We start from the raw sequence: 26,749 nt of genomic DNA, 5'->3' as shown, positions 1-26,749 counted from the left end.
GGGCGTCCTAAAGCTGCTGCATCATTTTGCGCACGCCCGCGACATGCCGTCGGCTGACGATCAGGGCGTCGCCATTGAGGCCTTTGAGAAACAACTGGAAGTGCCCCAGGGGTGTTCGCTGCAAACGCTCGATGCGCTCGCGGGCCACCAGGGCATTGCGGTGGATGCGCACAAAACGATCGCCGAATTCGTCTTCAAGCGCTTTGAGCGGCTCGTCCAGCAGCACTTCTCCGCCCTCGTGGCGCAAGGTCACGTATTTGTGATCGGCGATAAAATAGATCACCTGGGCCAGGGGGATCAGCTCAATCCCCTTGCGGGTACGGGCGCTGATATGACTGCGCGGCCCATTGCCGCTTTCGGCGGCAGGACGGGTCAAGGCTGCCAGTTGCACGCGATTGGGTCGTTCGGCATGCTTGAGGGCTTCGAGCAAGGATTCGGGGCGCACCGGCTTGACCAGATGGCCCACGGCGCTGGCGTCGAATGCTTCGAGCGCGAATTCATCCTGGGCCGCGCAAAACACCACGGCGGGTGGAGTTTCCCGCTCGCATAACCTGGCGGCGACCTGCAAACCGTCCAGGCCGGGCATGCGGATATCAAGCAAGACGATATCCGGCTTCAGGCTGTCGATCAGGGTCAACGCCTCATCGCCATTGGTGGCGCTGGGCTCCAGGACACTGTATCCCTCGAGTTCACTGACCATACGGCTCAGACGCTCGCGGGCTTGGGGTTCGTCATCAACGATCAGGACATTCATATAGCGCTGGATTCCTGCGTGAGTCTCGCACAAGGATAGCGTAGACAGGTGAAGTGACGTCCGTCACGGCGATCCACGCTAAGACTAGTGCGAAGGCCAAAAAGTGCCGCAAGCCGGTTACCAATATTTGCCCGGACCTGCCCGATACCGCTCCACAACCTTGGAAGCACGACGCCGTCGCAGGGTCTGCTGATACCCGACATACCTGCCCCCTCTTCTACCGTCGCCCCAGGTTATGCCCGTGCACCCTCGCTGTACCGGGGGCTCCATGGCCGGGAGCGATCGCCACATTCGATTGCCAGGCCCGGCCCGAGACCACAAGGGTCTGCGCCAGTGCGCTGGTACTACAGTCCAACTGTAGACGGTTGCTAAGACGATATTGCTCAATCGAAAAATATCGTTTCAACATAATCGCTACCACGCCCAGCCATTGCCGCTTGCTGTCCCCTGCGCGATGCAGGGCACGACCCTAGTCTCTGCGCGCCCGAGGCCGGCGACAAGCCGTCAACCCGGCCCCATGACAAATAAAAATCCTGCCGACCAGCGCCAACGACAGTCCGGGCAACCCTGTTATTATCCGCGACAACTTTTCACGCCATTTCCATTCAGCAGATCACGAGCGATTTCATGAGCACTGACAAGACCAATCAGTCCTGGGGCGGCCGCTTCAGTGAACCCGTCGACGCCTTCGTCGCCCGCTTCACCGCCTCTGTCACTTTCGACCAGCGCCTGTATCGCCACGACATCATGGGCTCGATCGCCCACGCTACGATGCTGGCCAAGGTCGGCGTGCTGACCGATGCCGAGCGCGACACCATCATCGAAGGCTTGAACACCATCCAGGGCGAAATCGAGGCGGGCAGTTTCGACTGGCGCATCGACCTGGAAGACGTGCACATGAACATCGAGGCGCGCCTGACCGACCGCATCGGCATCACCGGCAAGAAGCTGCACACCGGGCGTAGCCGTAACGACCAGGTCGCCACCGATATCCGCCTGTGGCTGCGCGACGAAATCGACCTGATCCTGGCTGAGATCACCCGTCTGCAAAAAGGTCTGCTGGAACAGGCCGAGCGCGAAGCCGGCAGCATCATGCCCGGCTTCACTCACCTGCAAACCGCGCAGCCGGTGACCTTCGGGCACCACATGCTGGCCTGGTTCGAAATGCTGAGCCGCGACTACGAGCGCCTGGTCGACTGCCGCAAGCGCACCAACCGCATGCCCCTGGGCAGCGCCGCACTGGCCGGCACCACCTACCCCATCGACCGTGAATACACCGCACAGCTGCTGGGTTTCGACGCCGTCGGCGGCAACTCCCTGGACAACGTTTCCGATCGCGACTTCGCCATCGAATTCTGCGCCGCAGCGAGCATCGCGATGATGCACTTGTCGCGGTTCTCCGAAGAGTTGGTGCTGTGGACCAGCGCGCAGTTCCAGTTCATCGACCTTCCGGACCGCTTCTGCACCGGCAGCTCGATCATGCCGCAAAAGAAAAACCCCGACGTGCCGGAGCTGGTTCGCGGCAAGAGCGGCCGGGTATTCGGCGCCCTGATGGGCCTGCTGACCCTGATGAAAGGCCAGCCCCTGGCCTACAACAAGGACAACCAGGAAGACAAGGAGCCGCTGTTCGACGCTGCCGATACCCTGCGCGATTCGCTGCGGGCCTTCGCCGACATGATCCCGGCCATCAAGCCCAAGCACGCCATCATGCGCGAAGCAGCGCTGCGCGGCTTCTCCACCGCCACCGACCTCGCCGACTACCTGGTGCGTCGCGGCCTGCCATTCCGTGATTGCCACGAAATCGTCGGCCACGCCGTGAAGTACGGTGTGGAAAGCGGCAAGGACCTGGCGGAAATGAGCCTGGAAGAGCTGCGCAAATTCAGCGATCAGATCGAGCAGGACGTGTTCGCCGTGCTGACCCTGGAAGGCTCGGTGAATGCCCGTGACCACATCGGCGGCACCGCGCCGGCCCAGGTCAAGGCTGCCGTGGTTCGCGGCCAGGCGCTCCTGGCCAGCCGCTAAACCGCTCGCCGACCAGCCCGCTCCAGCCATTGGCGCTGGAGCGGGCCGGCTGGCGCCCCCCCTGATGTTCTATTTCTTGCTGGCGACCATCGCCAGGAACTGCGGCATCGCCGCATCCTTGTCAGCCGCCACGCGCCTGGCATGGGGACGTTGCTCGAGTTGTTCGAGCAGCGCCTTGGCTGCCGGCATCTGCGCCAGATAATCCACGCCGAACAGCTTCTGGCCCACCGCGCAGGCCAGGCTCACGCTGTACATGAAATACAGATCCGCCACGCTCAGACTGTCGCCCGCCACATAGGGCGCGAACTTGGCGTGTCGGTCCAGGGCGGCGAACCCCTGCAGCAGGTCGGCATGGGATTTTTCCTTGATCACAGCTGGCAACGGCATGCCGAAGAACGCCTCGGGGTAGCAGGCGCGGGCCGGCAACTCGATGTACAGCTCGATCTCCTTGGCCAGGGCCAGCACCTGCGCTCGCAGGTAAGGATCCGTGGGCAGCAGTTTCGGGCCAGCCTGGGTCTGCTCGATGTATTCGAGGATCACGCTGGTTTCGTTGATAAAGCCCTGCTCCACGTGCAGCACCGGCACCTTGCCCCGTGGGCTGATGGCCAGCGCTTCCGGGCTTTGGCCGGCGTAGAACGGGACTTCCTCGAAGGGCAGCCCCTTCTCCAGCAACGCCAGTTTCACCATGTTGTAGTAGTTGCTGACACTGAATCCATAGAGCTTGAGCATCACATAGCCTCCGGGCCGTGCAGGGGGTTGGCAGCGCCTCTTTATAGATCCTGGGGTCCACTCTCGCCAGCAGCATCAGCGCTCTGAATGCAGGTAAACTGGCGACCTTTCCTTGAGGAGCCTGCCATGAGCGAGCCGACCGACATCGACCACGACGAAGAAGAATTCACCGAAAATACCTTGATCGAAGCGATCGAAAACCAGATCGAAAGCGACAACCCGCCAGCGGCCAAGGCCACGTTCAACAAGCTGACCCTGGTCGGCTACGAACGCGAGGAAATCCTCAGCCTGATGGCCCACGTGCTGGCCGTGGAGATCGACGCCATCCTCGAAGAAGACCGGGCGTTCGACACCCAATGGTATGAAACAGCCCTGCGCGCCCTGCCCGAGCTGCCGCCAGAGAAGAAGTAAACCCGGACTGAACCCAGAAAGCCGGACCTGCCTGCATCCAAGCAACCGGCGCTACCCCTGCTCGCCCCCCTGTCGCCGGTGGCGTGCCGGCATTTGCCCGGCGCGACCGACGCCACCACTGCACCGACAAGCCGCCTGCGGCCATACACCGCTGCCCCGCACTGAAAAAGCCCACCGCGAATACTGGACAGGCCGCACAACTGCGTTCACCTTAGGAACGCTGTCGTCTAATTCCTAGAAAGTCTGGAGTCCTTATGTCGTATACCCCTGAGCTGGTTGCCGAACTGGAAATCCTTGCACTCTTCAACCTGGACAGTTCCCAGGAAGGCCTGAAAATTCATCAGACCGCTGCCCCGAAAGCTATCGCTGCCGCACAACGCCTATTCGACAAAGACCTGATTACCCAGCCCGATGGCGGCTACCTGACCAGCCTGGGTCGGGATGCTGCCGAGCACGCCCAAGGCCTGCTGACCATTCTGGCGGTCAACGAAACCGCTTAAACGCTCGCGTCCGGCCCCCGGGATCCCCGTCTGTCGGATTCCGCGGGCGCACCCCTTCCGGGTGATGGAAATCTGACGTCAAAAATCAAAATTCGACTTAAGGCCTGCCCCGTCTGGCTGTAAACTGCCGAGCGACCGATACCTCCCACGTTCGAGCTGCGCGAGCCGTTAGCAATGACCCGCACCCATGAAATCCGCCCCGATCTGGACGAGGGAATCGACCGCAAGGTTCTCAGCCAACTGCGTGCGCGTTTTCTCAAGCTCAATGAAGGCCGCATGGCCCGGGCCATGGAGGGGTTGTCGCCACGCCAGCAGGGCGTGCTCAACCTGCTGCCGCTGTTCTTCCACGTCAATCATCCGCTGCTGCCAGGTTATGTTTCCGGCAGCACCCCGGCCGGGCTGTCCAATTACGAACCCGACGCCCAGGCCCTGGCCGAAGCCCAGCGCCTGACCCGCTCGTTTTCCTACAAGGCACGCCACGGCAATCCGCCGCGACCGATCCATGGTCTGTTCCTGATGGGCAGCCTGGGCACCCTGGCCCAGGCCGACCAGAGCGACATGGATGTCTGGGTCTGCCACGCACCGGACCTGAGCGACAGCGAGCTCGCCGAGCTACGCAAGAAATGCCAGCTGCTGGAAGCCTGGGCCGACAGCCAGGGCGCCGAGGCGCACTTCTTCCTGATCGATCCGAGCCGCTTCGTGCGCGGCGAGCGCGATACCCAGCTGAGTTCCGACGACTGCGGCACCACCCAGCACTACCTGCTGCTCGACGAGTTCTATCGCACCGCGATCTGGCTGGCCGGGCGCACCCCGTTGTGGTGGCTGGTGCCGGTGTATGAGGAAACCCGCTACGCCCAGTACACCCAAACCTTGCTGTCCAAGCGCTTTGTGCCGGCTGAGGAGAACCTCGACCTCGGCCACCTGGCGCGTATCCCCCCAGGGGAATTCATTGGCGCCGGGCTGTGGCAGTTGTTCAAGGGCATCGAGTCACCGTACAAGTCGGTCCTCAAGCTGCTGTTGACCGAGGTCTATGCCAGCGAGCACCCCAAGGTCGAGTGCCTGAGCCTGCGTTTCAAGCAGGCGGTGTTCGCCAACCGCCTGGACCTGGACGAGCTGGACCCCTACATCGTGGTCTACCGGCGTATCGAGGAATACCTCAAGGCCCGCGCCGAACCCGAACGCCTGGAGCTGGTGCGACGCAGCCTGTACCTAAAGGTCAATCGCAAGCTCAGCAGCGGCAGCGGCGCACGCAACCCAAGCTGGCAACGCTTGCTGCTCGAACGCCTGGCCAATGAATGGGGCTGGGACCAGCGCCAGCTGGCCATGCTCGACAGCCGCAGCCAGTGGAAGGTGCGCCAGGTCAGCGCCGAGCGCTGGGCGCTGGTCAACGAGCTGAACTACAGCTACCGCTTCCTGACCCAGTTCGCCCGCACCGAGCAGACCGTCAGCCTGATCAACAAGCGCGACCTCAATGTGCTCGGGCGCAGGCTGTACGCGGCCTTCGAGCGCAAGGCCGGGAAGATCGAATTCATCAACCCGGGGATCGCCCCGGACCTGGCCGAAGACACCCTGACCCTGGTCCAGTCGCCGAACCGCAAGGAACCCGGGCAATCCCATTGGGGTTTGTACAACGGCAGCCTGAGCGCCCTGGAATGGGAAAATTTCGCGCCGATCAAGCGCAGCCGCGAGCTGCTGGAGCTGCTGACCTGGTGCCATCGCAACGGCGTGATCGACAGCACTACACGCTTGGCCCTGCACCCCGGCACCAGCGACCTCAGCGAATTCGAGCTGTTCAACCTGCTGGGCAGCCTGCAACAGACCATCGCCCTGCCCCTGACCACGGTCAGCGAAGAGCAGTTGCTGCATGCCAGCGTGCCCAGCGAGGTGCTGGTGCTGGTGAATATCGGCGTCGACCCGCTCAAGCATCACCGCGACTTGAATATCCTGATGACCACCGAACGTACCGACTCCCTGAGTTATGCCGGGGTCCGGGAAAACCTGGTGCTGACCCTCGACCAGGTCACGCTCAATAGCTGGAACGAGGTGATGGTCAGCCGCTACGACGGCGCCCACGCCCTGCTCGACTGCCTGCGCGACTACCTCAACAACCTGCCGCGCGGCACCCAGCCACGGCTGCGGGTGCGTTGCTTCTGTCATAACCGCGCCCAGTTCATCGCCCAGCGCGTCGAAGAAATCTTCGACATGGCGCAGAACCTGTTGCTCAGCCAGCTCAACCATCGCTACCTGATCCAGGTGCAGCAGCACTACCACGTGCTGGAGCTGGTGCCGGGGCAGGTCAACCATGTGGCCCTGGCAAGCCTGCCGGCGCTGTTGGCCTACCTCGGCGAAGAACAGCTGAGCTACAGCCCGCTGCACCTGGACCCGATGGCCCTGGAGGATCAGGACCTGGCGCTGGTCCTGCCCATGGGCCAGCCCGAGTGCATCCAGGTGTTCTATCGGATCATCGACAGCGAAGCCGAACTCTACGTGCTCGATGAATTCAATGCCCTCTGGCAGCAGCGCCTGCCTTACCACGACGAGCAAAGCCTGCTGGTGCCGTTGCAACGCTTCCTGCAGTCGATTCTGTATCGCCGGGACGCGCTGTTGCCGATGGATGCCAGCCAGCCGGTAGCGCCACTGGAAGCCTTGTACTGCCAGATCCTGCCGTCGGGCAGCGGCCGGGCGCGCCGCGTGGAACCGCGCCCGGCGCCGCTGACCCCGGTGGACAAGCCGTTTTATGACGTGCAGGCAATCATCGGCAAGGCTGCACCGGGCCAGGTGCAGGTCACCCTGTATTGCAATCAGCGGGAGTTCTCCGAACTGGAGCATGGCGACCAGCTGTTCAGCGTGGTCGCCCGGGAAATCGTCGAGCAGCGGCACGAGACGCAGCGTTATCGCTGCTACATCACCGATCTGGATCTGTCGGGCCTGCTGGGCGATGCACAAAGCCCGAGCAATCTGTACCTGCGCTACAAGTCTGACCTGGAGCGCGCACTGAACGACGCGCTCGAGCAGGTCTAGGGGGCTTCAGAGATGGAAGTCGCCGGCCGCTTCAGGCTGGTATTCCACTTCCAGCAGTGCCAGCTTCAGAGTCTTGCCGCCCGGCGCCGGCCAGTCGATGTGCTGACCCACCTGCAAACCCAGCAGCGCACTGCCGACCGGGGCCAGGATTGAAATCTTGCCTTCGTCGGCATTGGCGTCCTGCGGGTACACCAGGGTCAGGTGGTAATCCTTGCCACTGCCTTCTTCACGGCAATGCACACGCGAGTTCATAGTCACGACACCCGCTGGGACTTCATCGTGACCAACCAGTGTTTCGGCGCGATCCAGCTCGGTTTGCAGCGCGATAACGCCAGGCAGCGAGTCGTCCAGGCTGTCGATCAGGCGCTCCAGACGTTGCACGTCAAGGCGGGTGAGGATGATGGTAGGTGCGGTGCTCATGATCCAGGCAGACTCCTTTTTTCTGCACAAAAAAGCAAAACCCCGCCAAATAAGACGGGGTTCTCACAGACCTCGATGTGGCGAGGCGTAACCGGACACTACCACAGCACAATAAATAAACAAGCCGCCGGCCACAGACCCTAGCCGAGGTCGGCTGCCGCATTTCGGCGTGTCAGCGCCTGGGCGCAGATATCGCGCCGCCGCTGGTCATCGGCCGAGCGCCATTCGCGGATGTCTTCGACATGGCGAAAGCAGCCGCGGCATACTTTCTCTTCGTCCAGGCGGCACAGGCTGATGCACGGCGAGGCCACCGCCGGGCTGATATTGCTGTACAGCGGCTTGGGGGCACGCACCGGCGCGGTCTGGGTCACGGTCTCAGAGCCCTTCGAACTCAAGCTTGATATCTGCCTGCTCTTCGACGATCCGCTCGAGCATTTCGCCCAGTTGCTCTTCGCTCTTGTCGCACATCCAGCGCTCGCTTTCTTCGTCGTAGTCGAAGTGGAACCCACCGGAGCGCGCCGCCAGCCACAGCTGACGCAAAGGCTCCTGGCGACTGAAGATCACCTGGCTGCCGTTTTCGAACTTGACGGTGAGGACACCGGCCGAGCTCTCCAGATCGATGTCCAGGTCACTCTCGTCGAAAATATCCTCCAGCATCTGCTGGGTCGTATCGACCAGATCGTGGAAACGGGCTTCAGTCAAACTCATTGTGGCAACCTCAAAAAGTGTCTACTCACGCTCAAGCGCCGCAAGATACGGAGGCATCCAGGCGAATGCAAAGGATACCGATCAAGGGCACAAAGGCCATGCAAATTATTTCCGTGCCCGCCCGCCGACACCCGGGCGCCGCGGGCAAAGGCCCGCCGGACGGGAGCCGCGCCGCATAGGCAAGCTGCAAGGTGGCCGGTATACTCGGGCGCAATTAACGCATTCTCAAGGATTTCGCCATGAAGCGCCTGATCTCTTCCCTTGCTGCGCTCGTCGCGGTTGCCTGCCTCGTTACTGCCTGTGGTCAAAAAGGTCCGCTGTATCTCCCCGATGACAGCAAGTCCCCTGAAGAACAAGCGAAGTCGCAATCGCAGTCGCACAAGCACGACTCCTACTAAGGGCAAAACATGGACGCTTTTAACTACCGCGACGGTGAGCTGTTCGCGGAAGGTGTAGCGTTGTCCGCCATTGCCCAACGCTTTGGCACGCCAACCTATGTCTATTCCCGAGCGCATATCGAAGCCCAATACCTCGCGTACGCCGATGCCCTTGCCGGCACGCCGCACCTGGTGTGCTTTGCGGTAAAAGCCAACTCCAACCTTGGTGTTCTGAACGTCCTGGCTCGCCTGGGCGCCGGTTTCGACATTGTTTCCCGTGGCGAGCTGGAACGGGTTCTGGCCGCCGGTGGCAGCGCCGACAAAATCGTCTTCTCCGGTGTCGGCAAAAGCCGCGAAGACATGCGCCGCGCCCTGGAAGTCGGGGTGCACTGCTTCAACGTCGAATCCACCGACGAGCTGGAGCGCCTGCAGGTCGTGGCCGCCGAGCTGGGTGTGCGGGCCCCGGTATCGTTGCGGGTCAACCCGGATGTGGATGCCGGCACCCACCCGTACATCTCCACCGGTCTCAAGGAAAACAAGTTCGGCATCGCCATCGCCGACGCCGAAGACGTGTATGTCCGCGCCGCACAACTGCCGAACCTGGAAGTGGTGGGGGTCGACTGCCATATCGGTTCGCAACTGACGACCCTCGCGCCCTTCATCGATGCCCTCGACCGCCTGCTGGACCTGGTGGATCGCCTCGGCGATTGCGGGATCTACCTGCGCCACATCGATCTCGGTGGCGGCCTGGGCGTGCGTTATCGCGATGAAGAGCCTCCGCTGGCTGCCGACTACGTCAAGGCCGTGCGCGAGCGCCTCGACGGCCGCGACCTGGCCCTGGTGTTCGAACCCGGACGCTTCATTGTCGCCAACGCCGGGGTCCTGCTGACCCAGGTCGAGTACCTCAAGCACACCGAACACAAAGACTTCGCCATCGTCGATGCCGCCATGAACGACCTGATCCGCCCGGCGCTGTACCAGGCCTGGATGGACGTCACGGCCGTGCGCCCTCGGGATGCCGAGCCACGGACCTACGACATCGTCGGCCCGATCTGCGAGACCGGGGACTTCCTGGCCAAGGAACGCCAGTTGGCGCTGGAGGAAGGCGACCTGCTGGCCGTGCATTCCGCCGGTGCCTACGGTTTCGTCATGAGCTCCAACTACAACACCCGCGGCCGCGCCGCCGAAGTGTTGGTCGATGGTGACCAGGCTGTTGAAGTGCGTCGCCGCGAGACGGTAGCCGAGTTGTTTGCTGGCGAAAGCCTGCTGCCGGAGTAAGCCATGCTGCTGCGTTTTACCAAGATGCACGGCCTGGGCAATGACTTCATGGTTCTCGACCTGGTCAGCCAGCACGCGCACATTCTGCCCAAACACGCCAAGCAATGGGGCGACCGCCACACCGGTGTCGGTTTTGACCAGTTGCTGATTGTCGAAGCACCAAGCAACCCGGATGTGGACTTCCGCTACCGGATCTTCAACTCCGACGGCTCCGAAGTGGAGCAGTGCGGCAACGGTGCCCGCTGCTTTGCGCGCTTTGTCCTGGACAAGCGCCTGACCACCAAGCGCCAGATCCGGGTCGAGACCAAGAGCGGCATCATCGAGCTGGATATACGCAACGACGGGCAGATCAGCGTCAACATGGGCGCCCCGCGCCTGGTTCCGGCCGAGATCCCGTTTGACGCGCCGGCCCAGGCCTTGAGCTACCCGCTTGATGTCGACGGCCAACAGATCGAGCTGGCCGCCGTGTCCATGGGCAACCCCCACGCGGTGCTGCGAGTCGACGATATCAACAACGCGCCGGTGCACGAGCTGGGCCCGAAAATCGAACATCACCCGCGCTTTCCGGCCCGGGTCAATGTCGGTTTTCTCCAGGTCATCGACCGCCAGCGCGCGCAGCTGCGGGTCTGGGAACGTGGGGCCGGGGAAACCCAGGCTTGCGGTACCGGAGCTTGCGCAGCCGCAGTGGCCGCGATCAGCCAGGGGTGGATGGATTCGCCGCTATTGATCGACCTGCCAGGCGGGCGCCTGTCCATCGAATGGGCAGGCCCAGGCCAACCGGTGATGATGACCGGCCCGGCAGTACGCGTATACGAAGGACAAGTGCGTCTATGAGTGAGCGAACCCCATGACCGACCAGCCTCAGGTTCCAGCCGAAAAGCCCGACGAATCCCCTTCCGAAAGCCTGGAGGCAGCGGCCATTGCCGCCTACCTTGAGGCTCATCCGGATTTCTTCGTCGAACACGAAGAACTGCTCCCGGCCCTGCGTATTCCCCACCAGCGTGGCGACACCATCTCGCTGGTGGAGCGGCAGATGAAGATCCTGCGCGAACGCAACATCGAGATGCGCCACCGCCTCTCGCAATTGATGGATGTGGCGCGCGACAACGACCGGCTGTTCGAAAAGACCCGCCGCCTGATTCTGGCGCTGATGGATGCTACCAGCCTCGAAGACCTGGTGATGAGTGTCGAAGACAGCCTGCGCCAGGATTTTCAGGTGCCCTTTGTCAGCCTGATCCTGTTTGGCGACAACGCCATGCCGGTGGGTCGCTGGGTCAGTGCCGGCGAGGCCCAGACCGCCATTGGCGGCCTGCTCACCGAGGGCAAGAGCGTCAGCGGCAGCCTGCGCGAGCATGAGCTGGACTTCCTGTTCGGCGAAGAACAGCGCAAGCAGATCGGCTCCACCGCCGTGGTCGCCATTGCCCATCAGGGCGTGCACGGCGTACTGGCCATCGCCAGCCGTGACCCGCAGCACTACAAGAGCTCGGTGGGCACGCTGTTTCTGAGTTATATCGCCGAAGTCCTGGGTCGACTCCTGCCGCGCTTCACCCACTCGCTGCGCTCGGTACGCTGAGCATGGAACGGCAGTTGGACGCCTACTGCGAGCACCTGCGCAGTGAGCGCCAGGTGTCGCCCCATACCCTGGAAGCCTACCGCCGTGACCTGAACAAAGTGCTGGCCCTGTGTGCCAAGCAGCAGGTCGCCAGTTGGGCGACTCTCGACATCCAGGCCCTGCGCAGCATGGTCGCCCGCCTGCATCAGCAGGGACAATCATCCCGCAGCCTGGCGCGTCTGCTGTCGGCGGTGCGCGGCCTCTACCACTATCTGAACCGTGAAGGCCTGTGCAACCACGACCCGGCCAACGGCCTGGCGCCGCCCAAGGGTGAACGCCGCCTGCCCAAGACCCTGGACACCGACCGCGCCCTGCAACTGCTGGACGGCGCCGTGGAGGACGATTTCCTGGCCCATCGCGACCAGGCGATCCTGGAGCTGTTCTACTCCTCGGGCCTGCGCCTGTCGGAGCTGACCGGGCTCAACCTGGACCAACTGGACCTGGCGGACGGCCTGGTCCAGGTGCATGGCAAGGGCAGCAAGACCCGGGTCCTGCCGGTGGGCAAGAAGGCCCGCGAGGCGCTGCAGTTGTGGTTGCCCCTGCGGGCCCTTAGCAATCCGGCGGACGATGCCATGTTCGTCAGCCAGAAGGGCCGGCGTCTTGGCCCGCGGGCGATCCAGCTACGGGTAAAGGCTGCGGGCGAGCGCGAACTGGGGCAAAACCTGCACCCGCACATGCTGCGTCACTCGTTCGCCAGCCATATGCTGGAGTCTTCCCAGGACCTGCGCGCGGTGCAGGAGCTGCTGGGCCACTCGGACATCAAGACCACGCAGATCTACACCCACCTGGATTTCCAGCACCTGGCGTCGGTCTACGACAGCGCCCATCCTCGGGCCAAACGCACCAAAGGCGGTGAGCAATGACCATCAAGCTGATCACCTTCGACCTCGACGACACCCTGTGGGATACCGCGCCGGTGATCGTCAGCGCCGAAGCCACCCTGCGCCAGTGGCTGACCGAACACGCGCCCAACCTGGGCGGTGTGCCGGTGGAGCATCTGTGGGCCATTCGCGAACGGGTGCTGGGCCAGGATCCGAGCCTCAAGCACCGCATCAGCGCCCTGCGCCGCCGCGTGCTGTTTCATGCCCTGGAAGAAGCCGGGTACGACCAGGTCCAGGCCAATCAACTGGCCGATCAGAGCTTTGAGGTGTTCCTGCACGCCCGGCACCAATTACAGATATTTCCCGAAGTCGTGCCGACCCTGGAAGCCCTGGCCAACCATTTCGCCCTGGGCGTGGTCACCAACGGCAATGCCGACGTGCGCCGCCTGGGCCTGGCGGACTACTTCACGTTCGCCTTGTGCGCTGAAGACATCGGCATCGCCAAGCCCGATGCGCGCCTGTTCCACGAGGCCCTGCAGCGGGGCGGGGCGACAGCGGACAGCGCCGTGCATATCGGCGACCACCCCGGCGACGACATCGCCGGCGCCCAACAGGCAGGCTTGCGGGCCATCTGGTTCAATCCCGGCGGCAAAACCTGGGAGGCCGAGCGCGCACCCGACGCCGAGATCCGCAGCCTGATCGAGCTCCCCGCCCTCCTCGGCCGCTGGAGATAGGGCTAAGCCGCAAGCTCCAAGCTCCAAGCTCCAAGCTCCAAGCTGACGGCTTACAGCTTGCGGCGGCCTCTCGCTGCTTCTCTCCACTTTTTTGCGCGCCAAAAAAAACCCGCAGCGACGGCGGGCTTTTTCGGGGCAGGCGCCTTAGATAGGGCGGCTGCCGTACTTGTTGTCAGGCTTCTTGGGCGGGTCAGCGACCACATTGGCCTCGACTTCCTGCACTTTACCGCCACGGGCCAGGAACTCTTCCATGGCACGCGCCAGTGCATCACGCTCTTTGTTCTTGGCCTCGACGCTCGGCAGCTCGTCTACCGATACGGCAGCCTTGGTCTTGCCTTTGGCGGTCGGCGCGGGAGCATCGCCACCATCGTCTTCGACCACGTCATCGGCGGCCGCTTCAAGACCTTCTTCGGTTTCGTCTTCGTCGCCTACTTCGAGGTCGTCGTTTTCCAGATCATCGTCGCTCATGTTCTACCTCATGACTTGCGAAAAGCAGATTAGTTATAGCCCAGCTGAGCCGACTGTCGAAGGTCGCTGGAAAAAAATCAACATCCGCTGGTAACCAGCGGCTTATGCCTTATCACCGTGCAAGGTGGCAAGGACTTTACGGGCACCGCCATGATCTCGATGCTCGCCCAGATAAACACCTTGCCAGCTGCCTAGCGCCAAGCGCCCTGCCGATACCGGCAAGCTCAGTTGGCAGCCCAGCAGGCTGGCCTTGAAGTGCGCCGGGAGGTCGTCCGCGCCTTCGTCGTTATGTTCATACCCGGCCATACCTTGCGGCACCAGCCCGTTGAAAAAACGCTCGAAGTCACGTCGAACCGCCGGATCGGCGTTCTCGTTGATGGTCAACGAGGCCGAGGTATGCTGCAGCCACAGATGCAACAGACCGACCCGACAGGCCTTCAACTCAGGCAAGCCGGCGAGCAATTCGTCCGTTACCAGGTGAAAGCCTCGGGGCCTTGCCCGCAGGGTAATCAGAGTCTGTTGCCACATACAGTTCTCCGCACATTCGGCGCGCATTCTAGCGCGCTCTGGGAAAAAACAAAGCGCCTAATACTCGCCCTGCGCTGTAAGCAATTGGCCAGGGAAAAATAGCGACGGCAAACCCCTGGACTCGCCGGGGAAAAAACCTTTCAGCCTTGCGTTAGTGACAAACGCCGGGCAAAAAAATGCCCGGCAAGCCGGGCATTTTTTTTCGCGAACCTACAAGTTGTAGCCGCGCTCGTTGTGTTGCGCCAGGTCGAGGCCGACCGCTTCTTCTTCCTCGGTCACGCGCAGGCCCATGACGGCATCCAGCACCTTGAGAATGATGAAGGTGACGATCGCGGTGTAGATCACCGTGAAGCCCACGCCTTTGCACTGGATCCAGACCTGTGCGGCGATGTCGGTCACGGTGCCGAAGCCACCCAGCGACGGAGCAGCGAACACGCCGGTGAGGATCGCGCCGAGGATACCGCCGATACCATGCACGCCGAAGGCGTCCAGGGAGTCGTCGTAGCCCAGTTTGCGTTTCAGGCTGGTGGCGCAGAAGAAGCACACGACGCCAGCGGCCAGGCCGATCACCAGGGCGCCCATCGGGCCCACGGTGCCAGCGGCCGGAGTGATGGCCACCAGGCCTGCAACCACACCCGAAGCGATACCCAGGGCGCTTGGCTTACCGTGGGTCAGCCACTCGGCGAACATCCAGCCCAGGGCCGCGGCAGCGGTTGCGATCTGAGTCACGAGCATCGCCATGCCGGCGGTGCCGTTGGCGGCGGCAGCGGAGCCGGCGTTGAAGCCGAACCAGCCGACCCACAGCATGGCCGCGCCCATCAGGGTGTAACCCAGGTTGTGCGGAGCCATCGGCGTGGTCGGGAAGCCTTTGCGCTTGCCCAGTACCAGGCAGGCGATCAGGCCGGCCACACCGGCGTTGATGTGCACCACGGTGCCGCCAGCGAAGTCGAGTACGCCCCAGTCCCACATCAGGCCGCCGTTACCGGACCAGACCATGTGCGCGATCGGTGCATAAACCAGGGTGAACCAGACGCCCATGAAGATCAGCATCGCGGAGAACTTCATGCGCTCGGCGAAAGCACCGACGATCAGCGCCGGAGTGATAATCGCAAAGGTCATCTGAAAGGTGATGAACACCGCTTCGGGGAACAGCGCCGCAGGCCCGGTGATGCTGGACGGAGTGACACCGGCGAGGAACGCCTTGCCCATGCCGCCGAAGAACGAGTTGAAGTTGACGACGCCTTGTTCCATGCCCGTGGTATCGAAGGCAATGCTGTAGCCGTAGATGACCCACAGAATGCTGATCAAGCCGGTAATGGCAAAGCACTGCATCAGCACCGACAGAATGTTTTTCGAACGCACCATGCCGCCGTAGAACAGCGCGAGGCCGGGAATGGTCATGAACAGCACCAGGGCCGTCGAGGTGAGCATCCAGGCGGTGTCGCCGGAGTTGAGGACTGGAGCCGCCACTTCGTCTGCCGCCATGGCCAGGCTGGGCATTACGAGGGACAACAGGGCTCCTAGCCCTGCGAATTTACGCAGAGTCATATTGTTTTCTCCTGGGGCGTTGGGGTTTGGCGGCTTAGATTGCGTCGGTATCGGTTTCGCCGGTACGGATGCGAATAGCCTGTTCCAGATTGACCACGAAGATCTTGCCGTCACCGATCTTGCCGGTGTTGGCCGCCTTGGTTATCGCCTCGATAACCCGGTCAAGATCCTTGTCGTCAATGGCGACATCAATCTTCACCTTGGGCAGGAAATCGACCACGTATTCCGCGCCGCGATACAGCTCGGTGTGGCCCTTCTGCCGACCGAAGCCTTTGACCTCAGTAACGGTAATGCCCTGCACGCCGATCTCGGACAGCGACTCGCGCACGTCGTCCAACTTGAACGGCTTGATGATGGCAGTGACTAGCTTCATGAAAACTCTCTCCCGAATTGGTGGACTTGCCCCAGGAAAACAAACCCGACTCAAGTCTAAGCGCAGTGCCTGGCTTTGTAACGCATCGTCGGCCTTCCGCTGCCAGACCGACACCAGCTAACCGCTCCTGACGAAACACTTCCCGCTACGTCTGCCGCACTGCATTCGTCACAGCGACTGCATCAGTGCATGGGTCATCAGCTCCTAAGCAGAAACCTTGCCAGCTCCTGAAAAGCCCCTGATTTCAACCCCTTGCCGACGATCGCCAGTATCAGCTCGCCATCACCGCCGCAGATACGCACAAAAACGGTGCGTCGCCGCGCAGCGCCATGCGCGAAAAACGTGCGTCCCTGCCCTCGTCCGTGCCTGCGAATGCTGCGTGATACACTGCGCGCCATCAGTTTTCAGGACCTTCCCATGCTCGCGCCCAAAGACCTTCTCGACGCCCTGAGCGGCCACGCCTCCCGCCTGTTCAGCGGCGACACCCCGCTGCCTCGCAATGAAATCGAAAGCCAGTTCAAGGCCCTGCTGCAAAGCGGCTTCAGCAAACTGGACCTGGTCAGCCGCGAAGAATTCGACAGCCAAATGGTGGTGCTGGCCCGCACCCGCGCCCGCCTGGAAAGCCTTGAAGCCAAGGTCAGCGAACTCGAAGCCCGGCTCAACCCGCCAACCGAATGACCGGCTGCGCGGGAATCTAGGGCCAGGCCCAGGTCAGGGGCGACCACTCACCGGGATGACACATCCTGTGAGCATTGCCCGGCTGCCGCCGGCGCCACGCCAACTATCCTTGTAACGCCCGCCGCAGGACGCGGCATGGGCCTCACCAAGGAAGGGCTCATGTCTCTGGCGATCATCCACAGCCGCGCTCAAGTCGGCGTACAGGCACCGGCGGTCAGCGTCGAAGTGCACCTGGCCAACGGCCTGCCCGCGCTGACCCTGGTGGGGCTACCGGAAGCAGCGGTCAAGGAAAGCAAAGACCGGGTGCGCAGCGCGATCATCAACTCGGGTTTCAACTTTCCGGCACGGCGCATCACGCTAAGCTGTACACTTTTGGGAAACTATTGGATGCGCTGGAGCAGCTTCATGCTCCACTGGAGCAGACCAGCAACACGGATTTAGGGAACCGGAAGCGTGGCTTTCTCCGCTAGCCCCGACAATCCAACGAATGACTATGGCAAGCTAAGGGACCAAATTGGATTGGAGGCTCCCGATGGATCGACTACAGACTCAGGTAGCAAGGCTGACGCGTTCAATTCTCTTGAGTCCGGTAGCCGAGGACAAAATGCCATCTGCCCGGTTTTTAGCAGGCCGACGAGACCCGTATTCTTTCTCAGGTTTTGGACTCGACTGGTGGTATAGCCCAGATACCTTCAACGCCATTGATACGGTAACTTCTCTTATCATCGAAACAGAACAAGAGTTCAAGGATTGCGATACAGAGTCTGTTAACAACATCGTTATCTCAACACTACAGAAAATTTGCTTGGACAAACCGCTTTTCAATGGCGACGACGTGGTTTTTAGAGGCAAACCCAACCTCTTTGAATGCAAAGGCAATATATCAGTTATTGAGTTCACCAAGTTAATTTCGGAAGAAATAAAAGAAGAACTTAGAAGTATTATAGGAAAAAGGTGTACAACTTACCCTTTAACCAGATTCAGAGGCCCATCACTTTCCTTGCCTGAAGAAGGGTTGCATTTAATTTCATGCAGTGATGAGTCAACTTGGAACAAGTTTAGCGCGGAAGGGTATATTTTTGACAGCTGGACCCCAAGCTCTCCGTTCACAGTAGATACTAGATTTTCCTTCAATGGTGGGTTTGAGTTTCATTATATTTTATTAGCAGAGGAATACGGTACTCAGAAGGGTGCAAAATTTGCAAGCAGCTTAAAATTCAGAATGTTCATTACTGTGCTCTTCGCATATGCCTCGGAGGAATCCGAGTACAGCTTTCAAAAGTCGATGGCGCAACCCTATACTAATTGTATTCAGTTCCCCCATAAAACCGCACCTGACAGATCAATTACACTTAGTGACTGCGGGGCACTTTCTCCATTTTACATATCTGATATTATAGTTAGCGACGATACAACCAAGAAAATAGCAAAGTGGTATGAATCGCTCAATAGTTGCCCAAATGAGTACAAACAACGTATAAAAAAAGCAGCTAACTTTTTAAACCGTGCTATGAATTCCGACGATATAGAATCATATGTTAACTATTTTATTTCACTTGATGCTCTATTTGGTAAACGTGGTTCTGTTGAAAGCTCTATTGTCGCAGGTGTAAGCAGTCTCGGACTGGACGAAAAATCAGCGGAAAAAACACGATGGCTTTTCGAACTAAGAAATGAGCTTGTTCACGGTGGAAGCCGTTATATTTCCGAGTGGCCTAAATACCAACAATATGTAAAGCACTTTAAGAGCAAGCCACTGAATGACTTGAAAAATATTGCCCAAAAGGCAATATTAAAAGCGCCCTCAATATTACCAGCTTCAGCAACTGGCTAAGCGCTCGAACAATCCTTGAGATATAGCTGAGCACTCCATTCATCTGCTGATAATCGCTTTCAGCTTTTGATAAAGGCGCTGAAAGGCGCGGGGACTTGTACCCGTGTCTTTATGGGCCGAGCAAAATCTTTAAGCATAGCAGATCGTTCTGGGCGGCATAAATGCCGTTTGTATGGTTCAGTTTTTAAAAACAGAAATAGGGTTTTTAGGCTGTTATTTTTGTCGTTCATGCAATTTAACGTCAGAGCAGATTTAATCGTCCTAAAGGACCTTTAGAACGTCAAACCTGACGTTCTGCCCTACCCTTCTGCCTTTCAAGCGCGAAGCGCACCAGAATGGTGTGTGCTTTTGCCATTTGCCTTAACATCTCTAAGTCATTGGAAGTAAAGTGAAATTTCAATTTCACCTTACTTAAGATTTTATTTATTTATAATACTTATTTATATATAGGAAAGTCGTGGTTTAGTCCTATCAAGGTCGTGTCTTAGTCCTATCGATGGTCGTGGTTTAGTCCTAAAAACTCCGCACCTTTGAGGAACCTTCTTTATCAAACAATGACACTCTCAGATATTTAAGGTCGGAAAACTTGACAAGGCATTTTAAAATGCAACAATGAATATACACAATAAAAAAACATGCCATGCAAGAATACTCAAAAGAAAAGGATTATGGATTAACTCATATCTACACCGCTGGCGGTGTAATTCCAATCGTAAAGACCTTTATGAACTTAGCTCTTTTCAGCAAAACTAGAGGTGAAACAAGAACTAAAACGAGAAAAATACAGCTAGGCGACATGAAAGACTTTCATATAGAAATGGTTAGGCTTTCATATTTTGACTACAAGGTTTTCCTAGCAATTCTCAAACTTATAGACAACAACCAAGATATAAACACAGACCAGTTTGGAGACTACATTCAAACTTTCTCTGTGGACGAAGTATATAAACTTATAGGGCTAAAGCCCGGACTCCATAGAAAAACCGAAAAGAGAAGAACGCTTGTATCTACACTAAATACCATATCTGAAATGACGTTCGTAAAAACAAAAGACGGGGCCGTAATAAAAACAAGACCTTTTTACGAGTTAACAATACACAACCAAGACCATGAAGAAAATTACAACTTTGAATTCAAAAACTTCACACTCAAAGTTGGATTTGAATTTGTATACTCCGTGAGAAAAGAAAGTAAAGAATTAAATTTTATTGGCATGATTGCAATGGCAAAGCTCAATTTGCTTGGCCCTGTTTCTGCAAACGCTTATATACAAATGCTAGCTAACAGCGGCTATACAAAAATGTATTTCAACGCAATGATTGAACGCTTTGGCTTAGAATCATATAGTGAAAGAAAGCACCAAAATGAGCAGATTTACATAGCATTTAAAAAGCTTGAGGAGGCGGCGCTAATAAAAAAAGGCTGGCAAGTACACAAGAAAGGAAATCGCCCTGAGTACATAGAATATGAGTTAATAAAAGAAAGAAAATCAACCACAGAAAAAAAGTCAGAAGAAGCGGAAAATTCAAAAGCATTCGCTATCATTTTCGGATAAGCCTCGAATTCAAATTAACCGCCTACAAGGCGGTCTTTTCATATACTTGGCATTTATAGAATGCCGTCTGCATAACGAATATCAATTTTTTGGCTTTGACTCTTTGACTGCTGGCTTTCTTTTTGAGACAAACCTCTTCAAGCTATTGTAAGCGTCAGAAGCACTAAGTTTAAGACTATCAGTTCGGTTGAGTATTTTCCCGGCAGAAACATCAACACCCTCACGAGCTAAGCGCTCACGTATGTTATACATATAATAAACTCGCTCGCTTGGTGATAGAGACTTAAGCATATTAAAGTTAGACTCTTTAAATTCTGCAAAAACACGCTTCATATCTTGTTGTTCCCGAGCTGTATGAGCCAACAGTGCAATAGCTTTTTCTACAGAATGTACGCGCGCCCCTAGAACTTTTTCGTTTGATTTAATATTATCTAGCAAAGAGTTATTTTGTTCTTCTAGCTGGCGCTTCTGATCTTTTAAGATATCCACGGCTGCTTTAGCATCGCTAAACACCGCCTTAATCTGGTTGGCTTGCTGTGCAAGCTGATTGTTCTTTTTCACAAGCCTCAGCCTGAGCTTATCAATAGAGAGTATCTTGTATTTAATTGAACGCTGTTGATCTGCTAGATCATTTTTTTCTTGCTCTGCTTTTTTCAGCTCGTTCTCCGACATACTCAAAAGATTAAAGCCCCTCATGACTTTAGCTTTATGGGCGTCTTTTGCTATTGCCTTAAGCTTTTCTTTGTGCTCTTTTGTTTTTTCATGTATGGACGCCTCTATACTATATCCAAACTCCTTCAATCGTTTATTTACATACTCATAAACAAGACACTGGTAAGTTTCGCCTATTTTTTGCGATGCAGTGAATGAGTTATTCTGTATAACTGGCTCACCCTTACTTTTGAGATACCTATTAATCAAATCAAGTTGGGCTTGCACCAAATCATATTGACCAGACTTTGTGTTTTTCCCGGAGATAAATATATGAGGATGCACAGCATTGTTTATTTGCTCTTGACTTAACACCTCGTCCCCGTGAAATACGCAGGTTTTGATTTCGTAGTCCGGTAGATATTTCTTGTGAAAATCATAAATAATGCGGAGATAATCTACTGGCTTAACTTCGTTAACTTTGTTTCTTGCTGGAAATTTAAAAAAACACTCCTGAAGTACGGTTTTACTTTTGTGTAACGAGTTATTGCCCGCCGCAACAATCTCGTTGTGCAATTTTATATATGTGCCTATGGCCTTCTTTTTGTCATTTACACGCTTAACGTTCATCGAATCGACTTGATCGACAAGGGAAGTGGAAAGGGTGCTGCTCTGAGCGTCTAAAAGGCCGTTTATGAGCGTTTTTAGCGATTCCGGCTCATCAGCCTTGGATAGCAATTTCTTGAGCTTATAAGCGTATTTTGAGCGGTCATCTTTGAGCTTTGATAGACCCTCATGAGTGCCTACGTCACTCTGCACAGATGATAATATTTCATTGACAAGGCTCTGCCTGTCCTCAAGTGTTAGGCTGTCCAGCCTAATCATCTTATTATTGCGAATAATAAAATTACGATGAGCCAGATCTTGGTTGAATTCAAGTTCCTTTTTCATCACAGTGCGTAGACTGTGATCAAGTGAACTTTTCAATTGAGATATTCCCGGTGTATTTTTTACTCTGCCCTGCTGGGCGGAGTAGTTCATTCTTTTCCATAGCATTGTAGTACTTTTTAGTCCATTCATTTAGCCCTCATAGGATTTTTATTTTGATTTGTTGCTTCTGCCCTTCTGGCAGGAACCCGTGAAATACTCTCAAGCGAAGCGTCTTTTGCGAAGCAAAAGTGTGAGGATTTCATCCACGGGTTGATAAAAATTCACACTTTTTAATACAACCCTATTTTATCCTATCATGCGTTCTAATATTTTCAAGCCCCCATAGTTAGTCTGACCAATGCCTAAGTGCATCGAATATTTTTTTGAGCTTTGCATCGCCTGAGCCTGATTCAAGTTTCTGTTTGAGATCTTTTGCGTATCTGGCAAAGTAACTAAAGGCTTTCATATCAGTTTTCGCTCTTGCAATAGCGTCTATCGATTGCACATTCCCGTTTTTAAACAACAAGAACCCCATAGACTCAGCTGGATAAACTATTATTGCCGCTAGAATTCTTTTTAACTGTGCCTTGGCCTTGTCTCTATCAGAAGCGTTTGTAAGATCAAACTCCAAAGGCTCAGCTACAGAACCTGCAAAAAAACTAATCTGAGTGATGATGCTGTCAAGCTCTCGCTGCTTCGCAGCAATTTTTCTTGAGATTGAGGACGTCGTTTTAAGAAAAAAATCGGCATCATAGTCTTCGGACGCTTCAAATGCTGCCGTAAGGCTTTCCAAGCGCTCTTTGTTCATTGAAAGTTCGCCCTCTATACTTAACCGATCACGACCAAGTGCAGAAATTTTTGCTTGTGTGTGAGCACTTCCTTTTTCGGCGTCATAAGCATAAGACCAAGGAAAAACACTCTCGAAGTTATCGTATTTTAATTTTCCTTTGTCACATAGCTTGTGCAGATATCCGATGCATTTTAGATGGCGATAGTATTTTCGGCCACTCTTGAGCATTTTATCATCTTCATCGAAGTACATTCGCTCACCACAATACCCACAATACACCAAACCTGAAAATAAGTTCTTTGATGTACTTCGTCCGTAATCTTTAATCGTGTTTATTTCTTTGAGCTTTTCTCTAGCCGACATGAATAGCTCCCGGCTGATTACAGCAGGATAGTAACTATCAAATCGGCCTAACTCTGTGACTTCGCTACGATTGCCTGATAGTGTTTTTATCTTGGTCGTTTGCTTGACTATAAGAACGCCATAAGTGGATTCGGCTTTCAGTAAGTTTGAGAGTGCTCCAGTCGTCCAAAGCTTAGATCCGTCAGATTTATTTCTGAGCCTGCTAACCCCTCTAGAATTGAGATCGTCTGCTATTTTTTTCAGGCTCTCATCGTTCGATTTTCGTGTGAAAATCTCTCTCACCACATTAGCCTTGGCTTCATCAATTTCAAATACGCCGCTAACTTTAGTCTTTTTCAGCCACCCCGGAATTTGGCCCGCGTACTGTATTTTTTCTCCTCGCTCTAGCTTCGCCAAACGACCATTGAAGACGCTTTTTATACGACTTGCTTTTTTGGCGCTCTCTTGGTGTGCCTGCTCCATCAAGAACAAACTGTAGACAATTTCCATAAATGAATTGAGGGATTCCTTTGTGTAGACCCTAGAATCCATCATCGTGATGATATTGACATTTGCGCGAAGAATTTTTTTAAACAGCTCATTCGCTTGATCGATTGACTGACGACTTAGCCGATCTAATTGCTCGATACAAAGATATGAAGTTCCATCCAACGGAATCAAGCCACTCTCAATTGCCAAGAGGAAGCGGCCTAAGCCTGCGTCAGCTTCCATATGCTCTGCATGGTAGGCCGACAGGCCAAGATCTTGGAGGTCAAGTGTTTCGTTCAATTGATACCCATTAGACACTGCGTAGTGCCTGATTTTTTCAATCTGTCGGCGTTGGCTGTCTCCTTTCATCTGCTCGGGGGAGCTGAATCTGACGTAGGGAAAAATCGTTTTACTCATGACAGTGCTCTCCTTAATATTCCCCAAAGGGTAGCACTCATCACCCTCAACCTGGCACCGGCCGACCTGCCCAAGGACGGCGGACGCTTCGATCTGGCGATTGCCCTGGGCATTCTCGCCGCCAGCGTGCAGGTGCCCAGCCTGGCGCTGGATGAAGTCGAATGCCTGGGTGAGCTGGCGTTATCCGGCGCCGTGCGCGCGGTGCGCGGCGTGCTTCCGGCGGCCCTGGCCGCGCGCAGCGCCGGACGCACGCTGGTGGTACCGCGGGCGAATGCCGAAGAAGCCTGCCTGGCATCGGGCCTGAAAGTGATCGCGGTCGACCATCTGCTGGAGGCGGTGGCGCATTTCAATGGCCATGCGCCGATCGAGCCGTTTGTTTCCAATGGTTTGCTGCAAGCGGACCGCCCTTACCCCGACCTGAATGAAGTCCAGGGCCAGCTGGCGGCCAAAAGGGCGCTGCTGGTGGCGGCGGCAGGTGCCCATAACCTGCTGTTCAGCGGCCCGCCAGGCACCGGCAAGACCCTGCTTGCCAGCCGCTTGCCCGGCCTGCTGCCGCCATTGCAGGAACAGGAAGCACTGGAAGTGGCAGCGATTCAGTCGGTCGCCAGCCACATCCCCTTGTGCCACTGGCCACAACGACCGTTTCGCCAGCCCCACCACTCCGCGTCCGGGCCGGCACTGGTGGGTGGAGGCTCGAAACCGCAACCCGGAGAAATCACCCTGGCCCATCACGGGGTGCTGTTTCTCGATGAGCTGCCGGAATTCGACCGCAAGGTGTTGGAGGTGCTGCGAGAACCGCTGGAGAGTGGTAGGTGGTATTCTCATACTTTCTGACACGGACACAGGAAGCTCGGAATGCCTACCGCTTACGCATACATACGCTACTCATCAAAAGCCCAAGGTGAAGCTGGTAGGGACTCCGTAGACCGTCAAATGGCTTCAATCCAAGCCATTACAAAGCAACAAGGTATTGAGTTGCCGCCCGAGAATATCTACTCGGATACGGGCATATCTGCACACGATGGAAGCAACAAACGAAAAGGAAAACTAAAAGAACTCATTGATATGATTAGCGATATGCATATCAAAGAGGGCGATTATATATTCGTTGAAAGTATTGACCGGCTCAGTCGTCAAAGGCTTCTACAAGCAAAGGAGCTGGTCAATGGCATCCTTGAAAAAGGGGTTATTTTAATAACCACCATTGATGGTCAACGATATGAAAAACCAAACGAAACAAACCGTATTGATGACTTACAGCAAGATATTCTTTTAAGTGTTATCGCAAAGCGAGCATACGAAGAAAGTAAGACAAAATCAGTTCGTAGAAAATCTGCATGGAATAGGGCCAAGAAGTTAGCCGAAGAAGAAAAGGTCATTTTTAACGCTCATAATCCACCATATGGAATTCGATATAATACAGAACTTAACTGCTTTGAAATCGAGGAAGAAGAAGCTCAGGAAATAAGAGATTTCTTTGAGAGCTTGAAATATGTTGGCGTCTCATTATCAATTAAAAAGCTCAACGCTTACTCAAAACGAAAGTGGTCAAGCAGAAATATAAAGCACTTGATAGACACAAAATATGTTTTAGGTGCGTATATGGCTCAAAGAAGAGACGAAAATAAAAAGAAAGTATTTGAGCGATACATTGAAAATTATTATCCGCAAATCGTTTCATATGAACTATTTAATGAAGCAATAGCGGCAATGAAAAACAGAGCACAAAGAAAAAACTATGGCAACCAAAGTGTTGGAAGCCTGAACATTTTTCGTCACTGCATCAAATGTGATTGCTGTGATGCATCTATGCTTTTTGAAAAACAAACAAACCCCAAGGGCGTCGTTTATCCATATTTTCAATGCTACACACGCAAAGAGTTAAAAAATGGATGTGACCAGCCACGCTTCCGTTTTGACTTGGCTTTTGGGTTATTTCTTGAACTCATATATCAATCCACGACACATGAAGACTTCGACGTTCATCCGTGGCAAAACGAAATCGAAGACACTGGAATTCAGTATGAATGGATAACTCGCGAAAGCGGTATGAAGTATCGCCTTCCGACACAGGAAGATATTGACGAGGAAGAACGAACAGAAAACTTTAAAGAGTTACTAATCAAGCTCCTGTCAAACAGAGAAACCCAAACCAAAGACAACAAGAAAATTGTTGAACTGAACAACCTTTTGCTTGAACAAAAAAGTTACAGAGACAACCTAATGAAATCTTTTGCTGGCTTCACCAGCGGCGTTATCCCAAAAGAATTCTTAGAGGTAGTTAGCAAAACAGAAGCAAATATCAACGATATTGAACAAAACCTTGCAGAGCTACAAACACAAATAAACATCAAGAAAACGACTATAAATATTTACTCAGAAAACGACATAATTGATTTATACAAAACAGAAAATGGACGTTTGAAAATAAATCAATTTTTTGTTGCTAACGACATCACCTTCAAGTTCAACTTCGATAAAACCACAAGGACTTTGTTTGCTAAGATTTTCCAGAACGGTTTTGAAATTGACCGCATAGCTAAGCAGTTCAGCCTACATAATCCACTTAAAGAATTCGGCATCAACAACCTCAACGAATACTTTAATTGACGCCATCATAATAAAAGTAGGCCGCCTAATGAGGTGGCCTTTATTCCTATACCTTCCACTCTATAAAGCAATAAATCATGCGTGCTGGCGTTTTAATATTATTTTGTGATAGTATTTCTATGTTTTGATTGATTTTTATAAATGGCAAG

The 26,749-nt window shown here is 55.3% G+C and carries 25 protein-coding genes and 3 pseudogenes; 16 read left to right on the top strand and 12 right to left on the bottom strand.

The genetic code is table 11. The features are described 5' to 3' along the window. Positions 1-7: 7 nt before the first annotated feature. Both MF4836_RS11995 and MF4836_RS36125 read right to left on the bottom strand, forming a co-directional pair. Positions 8-754, bottom strand: coding sequence for a LytR/AlgR family response regulator transcription factor (locus MF4836_RS11995; RefSeq protein WP_078470496.1), 747 nt, complete (start codon positions 752-754; stop codon positions 8-10). After that, positions 751-882: pseudogene (locus MF4836_RS36125) on the bottom strand (sensor histidine kinase); the annotation flags it as partial. The pseudogene MF4836_RS36125 and the gene MF4836_RS11995, both read right to left, overlap by 4 nt. 499 nt (positions 883-1,381) lie before the next feature. Between MF4836_RS36125 and argH the strand changes: the two are divergent. Then, positions 1,382-2,776 (top strand): argininosuccinate lyase, encoded by a 1,395-nt coding sequence (gene argH, locus MF4836_RS11990; protein WP_020295971.1) that lies wholly within the window; start codon positions 1,382-1,384, stop codon positions 2,774-2,776. Between the two features lie 69 nt (positions 2,777-2,845). Here argH and MF4836_RS11985 read toward each other — a convergent pair whose 3' ends face one another. After that, positions 2,846-3,505, bottom strand: a complete 660-nt coding sequence (locus tag MF4836_RS11985; RefSeq protein ID WP_078470495.1) for a glutathione S-transferase family protein — start codon at positions 3,503-3,505, stop codon at positions 2,846-2,848. 126 nt (positions 3,506-3,631) lie between these two features. Between MF4836_RS11985 and MF4836_RS11980 the strand changes: the two genes are divergently transcribed. The 3 genes from MF4836_RS11980 (at position 3,632) to MF4836_RS11970 (ending at position 7,437) form a co-directional block, all read left to right on the top strand. Beyond that, entirely contained in the window at positions 3,632-3,916 is a 285-nt protein-coding gene (locus MF4836_RS11980) for a hypothetical protein (RefSeq protein WP_020295973.1), read from the top strand. 254 nt (positions 3,917-4,170) lie between these two features. Then, entirely contained in the window at positions 4,171-4,416 is a 246-nt protein-coding gene (locus MF4836_RS11975; protein WP_020295974.1) for a TIGR02647 family protein, read from the top strand. A gap of 174 nt (positions 4,417-4,590) precedes the next feature. Then, positions 4,591-7,437 (top strand): class I adenylate cyclase, encoded by a 2,847-nt coding sequence (locus MF4836_RS11970; RefSeq protein WP_078470494.1) that lies wholly within the window; start codon positions 4,591-4,593, stop codon positions 7,435-7,437. Between the two features lie 6 nt (positions 7,438-7,443). On the opposite strand, the gene rnk is transcribed toward MF4836_RS11970, so the two are convergent. The 3 genes from rnk to cyaY all read right to left on the bottom strand — a co-directional run bounded on the left by rnk (position 7,444) and on the right by cyaY (position 8,565). Next, positions 7,444-7,857, bottom strand: a complete 414-nt coding sequence (gene rnk / locus MF4836_RS11965; protein ID WP_020295976.1) for a nucleoside diphosphate kinase regulator — start codon at positions 7,855-7,857, stop codon at positions 7,444-7,446. A gap of 140 nt (positions 7,858-7,997) precedes the next feature. Beyond that, on the bottom strand, positions 7,998-8,228 hold the full coding sequence (locus MF4836_RS11960) for a DUF1289 domain-containing protein (RefSeq protein ID WP_078470493.1): 231 nt from the start codon (positions 8,226-8,228) through the stop codon (positions 7,998-8,000). 4 nt (positions 8,229-8,232) lie between these two features. Beyond that, entirely contained in the window at positions 8,233-8,565 is a 333-nt protein-coding gene (gene cyaY, locus MF4836_RS11955) for an iron donor protein CyaY (protein WP_020295978.1), read from the bottom strand. 239 nt (positions 8,566-8,804) lie between these two features. On the opposite strand from cyaY, the gene lptM reads away from it, so the two are divergent. Genes lptM through MF4836_RS11920 form a run of 6 tightly spaced genes read left to right on the top strand, consistent with a single transcriptional unit; the run spans position 8,805 to position 13,387 of the window. Further along, the gene (gene lptM, locus MF4836_RS11945) at positions 8,805-8,963 is read left to right on the top strand and encodes an LPS translocon maturation chaperone LptM (protein WP_020295979.1); all 159 of its coding nucleotides are present in this window, start codon (positions 8,805-8,807) and stop codon (positions 8,961-8,963) included. Between the two features lie 9 nt (positions 8,964-8,972). After that, positions 8,973-10,220 carry a diaminopimelate decarboxylase gene (gene lysA, locus MF4836_RS11940; protein ID WP_078470492.1) on the top strand — a complete coding sequence of 416 codons (1,248 nt, stop codon included), beginning with the start codon at positions 8,973-8,975 and terminating at the stop codon, positions 10,218-10,220. Between the two features lie 3 nt (positions 10,221-10,223). Next, positions 10,224-11,054, top strand: a complete 831-nt coding sequence (gene dapF / locus MF4836_RS11935; protein ID WP_078470491.1) for a diaminopimelate epimerase — start codon at positions 10,224-10,226, stop codon at positions 11,052-11,054. 13 nt (positions 11,055-11,067) lie between these two features. Next, positions 11,068-11,793, top strand: a complete 726-nt coding sequence (locus MF4836_RS11930; protein ID WP_020295982.1) for a DUF484 family protein — start codon at positions 11,068-11,070, stop codon at positions 11,791-11,793. Between the two features lie 2 nt (positions 11,794-11,795). Continuing rightward, positions 11,796-12,695: a tyrosine recombinase XerC gene (xerC, locus tag MF4836_RS11925; RefSeq protein ID WP_078470490.1), complete on the top strand. Its 900-nt coding sequence runs from the start codon at positions 11,796-11,798 to the stop codon at positions 12,693-12,695. Continuing rightward, positions 12,692-13,387 carry an HAD family hydrolase gene (locus MF4836_RS11920; RefSeq protein WP_078470489.1) on the top strand — a complete coding sequence of 232 codons (696 nt, stop codon included), beginning with the start codon at positions 12,692-12,694 and terminating at the stop codon, positions 13,385-13,387. Before xerC ends, MF4836_RS11920 begins: the two co-directional genes overlap by 4 nt. A 144-nt stretch (positions 13,388-13,531) precedes the next feature. On the opposite strand, the gene sutA is transcribed toward MF4836_RS11920, so the two are convergent. From sutA to glnK, 4 genes are all read right to left on the bottom strand, one after another. Beyond that, positions 13,532-13,855 carry a transcriptional regulator SutA gene (sutA, locus tag MF4836_RS11915; RefSeq protein ID WP_078470488.1) on the bottom strand — a complete coding sequence of 108 codons (324 nt, stop codon included), beginning with the start codon at positions 13,853-13,855 and terminating at the stop codon, positions 13,532-13,534. Between the two features lie 102 nt (positions 13,856-13,957). Continuing rightward, positions 13,958-14,383, bottom strand: a complete 426-nt coding sequence (locus MF4836_RS11910; protein ID WP_020295986.1) for a secondary thiamine-phosphate synthase enzyme YjbQ — start codon at positions 14,381-14,383, stop codon at positions 13,958-13,960. A gap of 210 nt (positions 14,384-14,593) precedes the next feature. Continuing rightward, entirely contained in the window at positions 14,594-15,931 is a 1,338-nt protein-coding gene (locus MF4836_RS11905; RefSeq protein WP_078470487.1) for an ammonium transporter, read from the bottom strand. Positions 15,932-15,965: 34 nt separating this feature from the next. Further along, positions 15,966-16,304, bottom strand: a complete 339-nt coding sequence (gene glnK, locus MF4836_RS11900) for a P-II family nitrogen regulator (protein ID WP_002555808.1) — start codon at positions 16,302-16,304, stop codon at positions 15,966-15,968. 417 nt (positions 16,305-16,721) lie between these two features. Between glnK and MF4836_RS11895 the strand changes: the two genes are divergently transcribed. The 4 genes and pseudogenes from MF4836_RS11895 to MF4836_RS11885 all read left to right on the top strand — a co-directional run bounded on the left by MF4836_RS11895 (position 16,722) and on the right by MF4836_RS11885 (position 20,371). After that, complete coding sequence (locus tag MF4836_RS11895; RefSeq protein ID WP_078470486.1) at positions 16,722-16,982, top strand: accessory factor UbiK family protein; 261 nt, start codon at positions 16,722-16,724, stop codon at positions 16,980-16,982. Positions 16,983-17,141: 159 nt separating this feature from the next. Next, positions 17,142-17,345, top strand: a pseudogene (locus tag MF4836_RS11890) (magnesium chelatase domain-containing protein); the annotation flags it as partial. A gap of 169 nt (positions 17,346-17,514) precedes the next feature. Beyond that, entirely contained in the window at positions 17,515-18,816 is a 1,302-nt protein-coding gene (locus tag MF4836_RS35000; RefSeq protein WP_153050231.1) for a HEPN domain-containing protein, read from the top strand. 640 nt (positions 18,817-19,456) lie between these two features. Further along, on the top strand, positions 19,457-20,371 hold the full coding sequence (locus MF4836_RS11885; RefSeq protein WP_078470485.1) for a hypothetical protein: 915 nt from the start codon (positions 19,457-19,459) through the stop codon (positions 20,369-20,371). An 81-nt stretch (positions 20,372-20,452) separates the two neighbouring features. Here MF4836_RS11885 and MF4836_RS11880 read toward each other — a convergent pair whose 3' ends face one another. Next, positions 20,453-22,063 carry a hypothetical protein gene (locus MF4836_RS11880; protein ID WP_238596143.1) on the bottom strand — a complete coding sequence of 537 codons (1,611 nt, stop codon included), beginning with the start codon at positions 22,061-22,063 and terminating at the stop codon, positions 20,453-20,455. 235 nt (positions 22,064-22,298) lie between these two features. Continuing rightward, complete coding sequence (locus tag MF4836_RS11875; protein ID WP_078470483.1) at positions 22,299-23,990, bottom strand: recombinase family protein; 1,692 nt, start codon at positions 23,988-23,990, stop codon at positions 22,299-22,301. Here MF4836_RS11875 and MF4836_RS11870 point away from each other — a divergent pair. Both MF4836_RS11870 and MF4836_RS11865 read left to right on the top strand, forming a co-directional pair. Next, positions 23,991-24,800: pseudogene (locus tag MF4836_RS11870) on the top strand (YifB family Mg chelatase-like AAA ATPase); the annotation flags it as partial. Between the two features lie 45 nt (positions 24,801-24,845). Further along, a complete protein-coding gene (locus MF4836_RS11865) occupies positions 24,846-26,600 on the top strand; it encodes a recombinase family protein (protein WP_078470482.1) in 1,755 nt (584 codons plus the stop codon). Positions 26,601-26,749: the final 149 nt, after the last annotated feature.

Source organism: Pseudomonas sp. MF4836, from assembly GCF_002018875.1.
Lineage (GTDB): Bacteria > Pseudomonadota > Gammaproteobacteria > Pseudomonadales > Pseudomonadaceae > Aquipseudomonas.
Note: the sequence above shows the minus strand (reverse complement) of the source record. Positions and strands in the feature narration are given on the sequence as shown.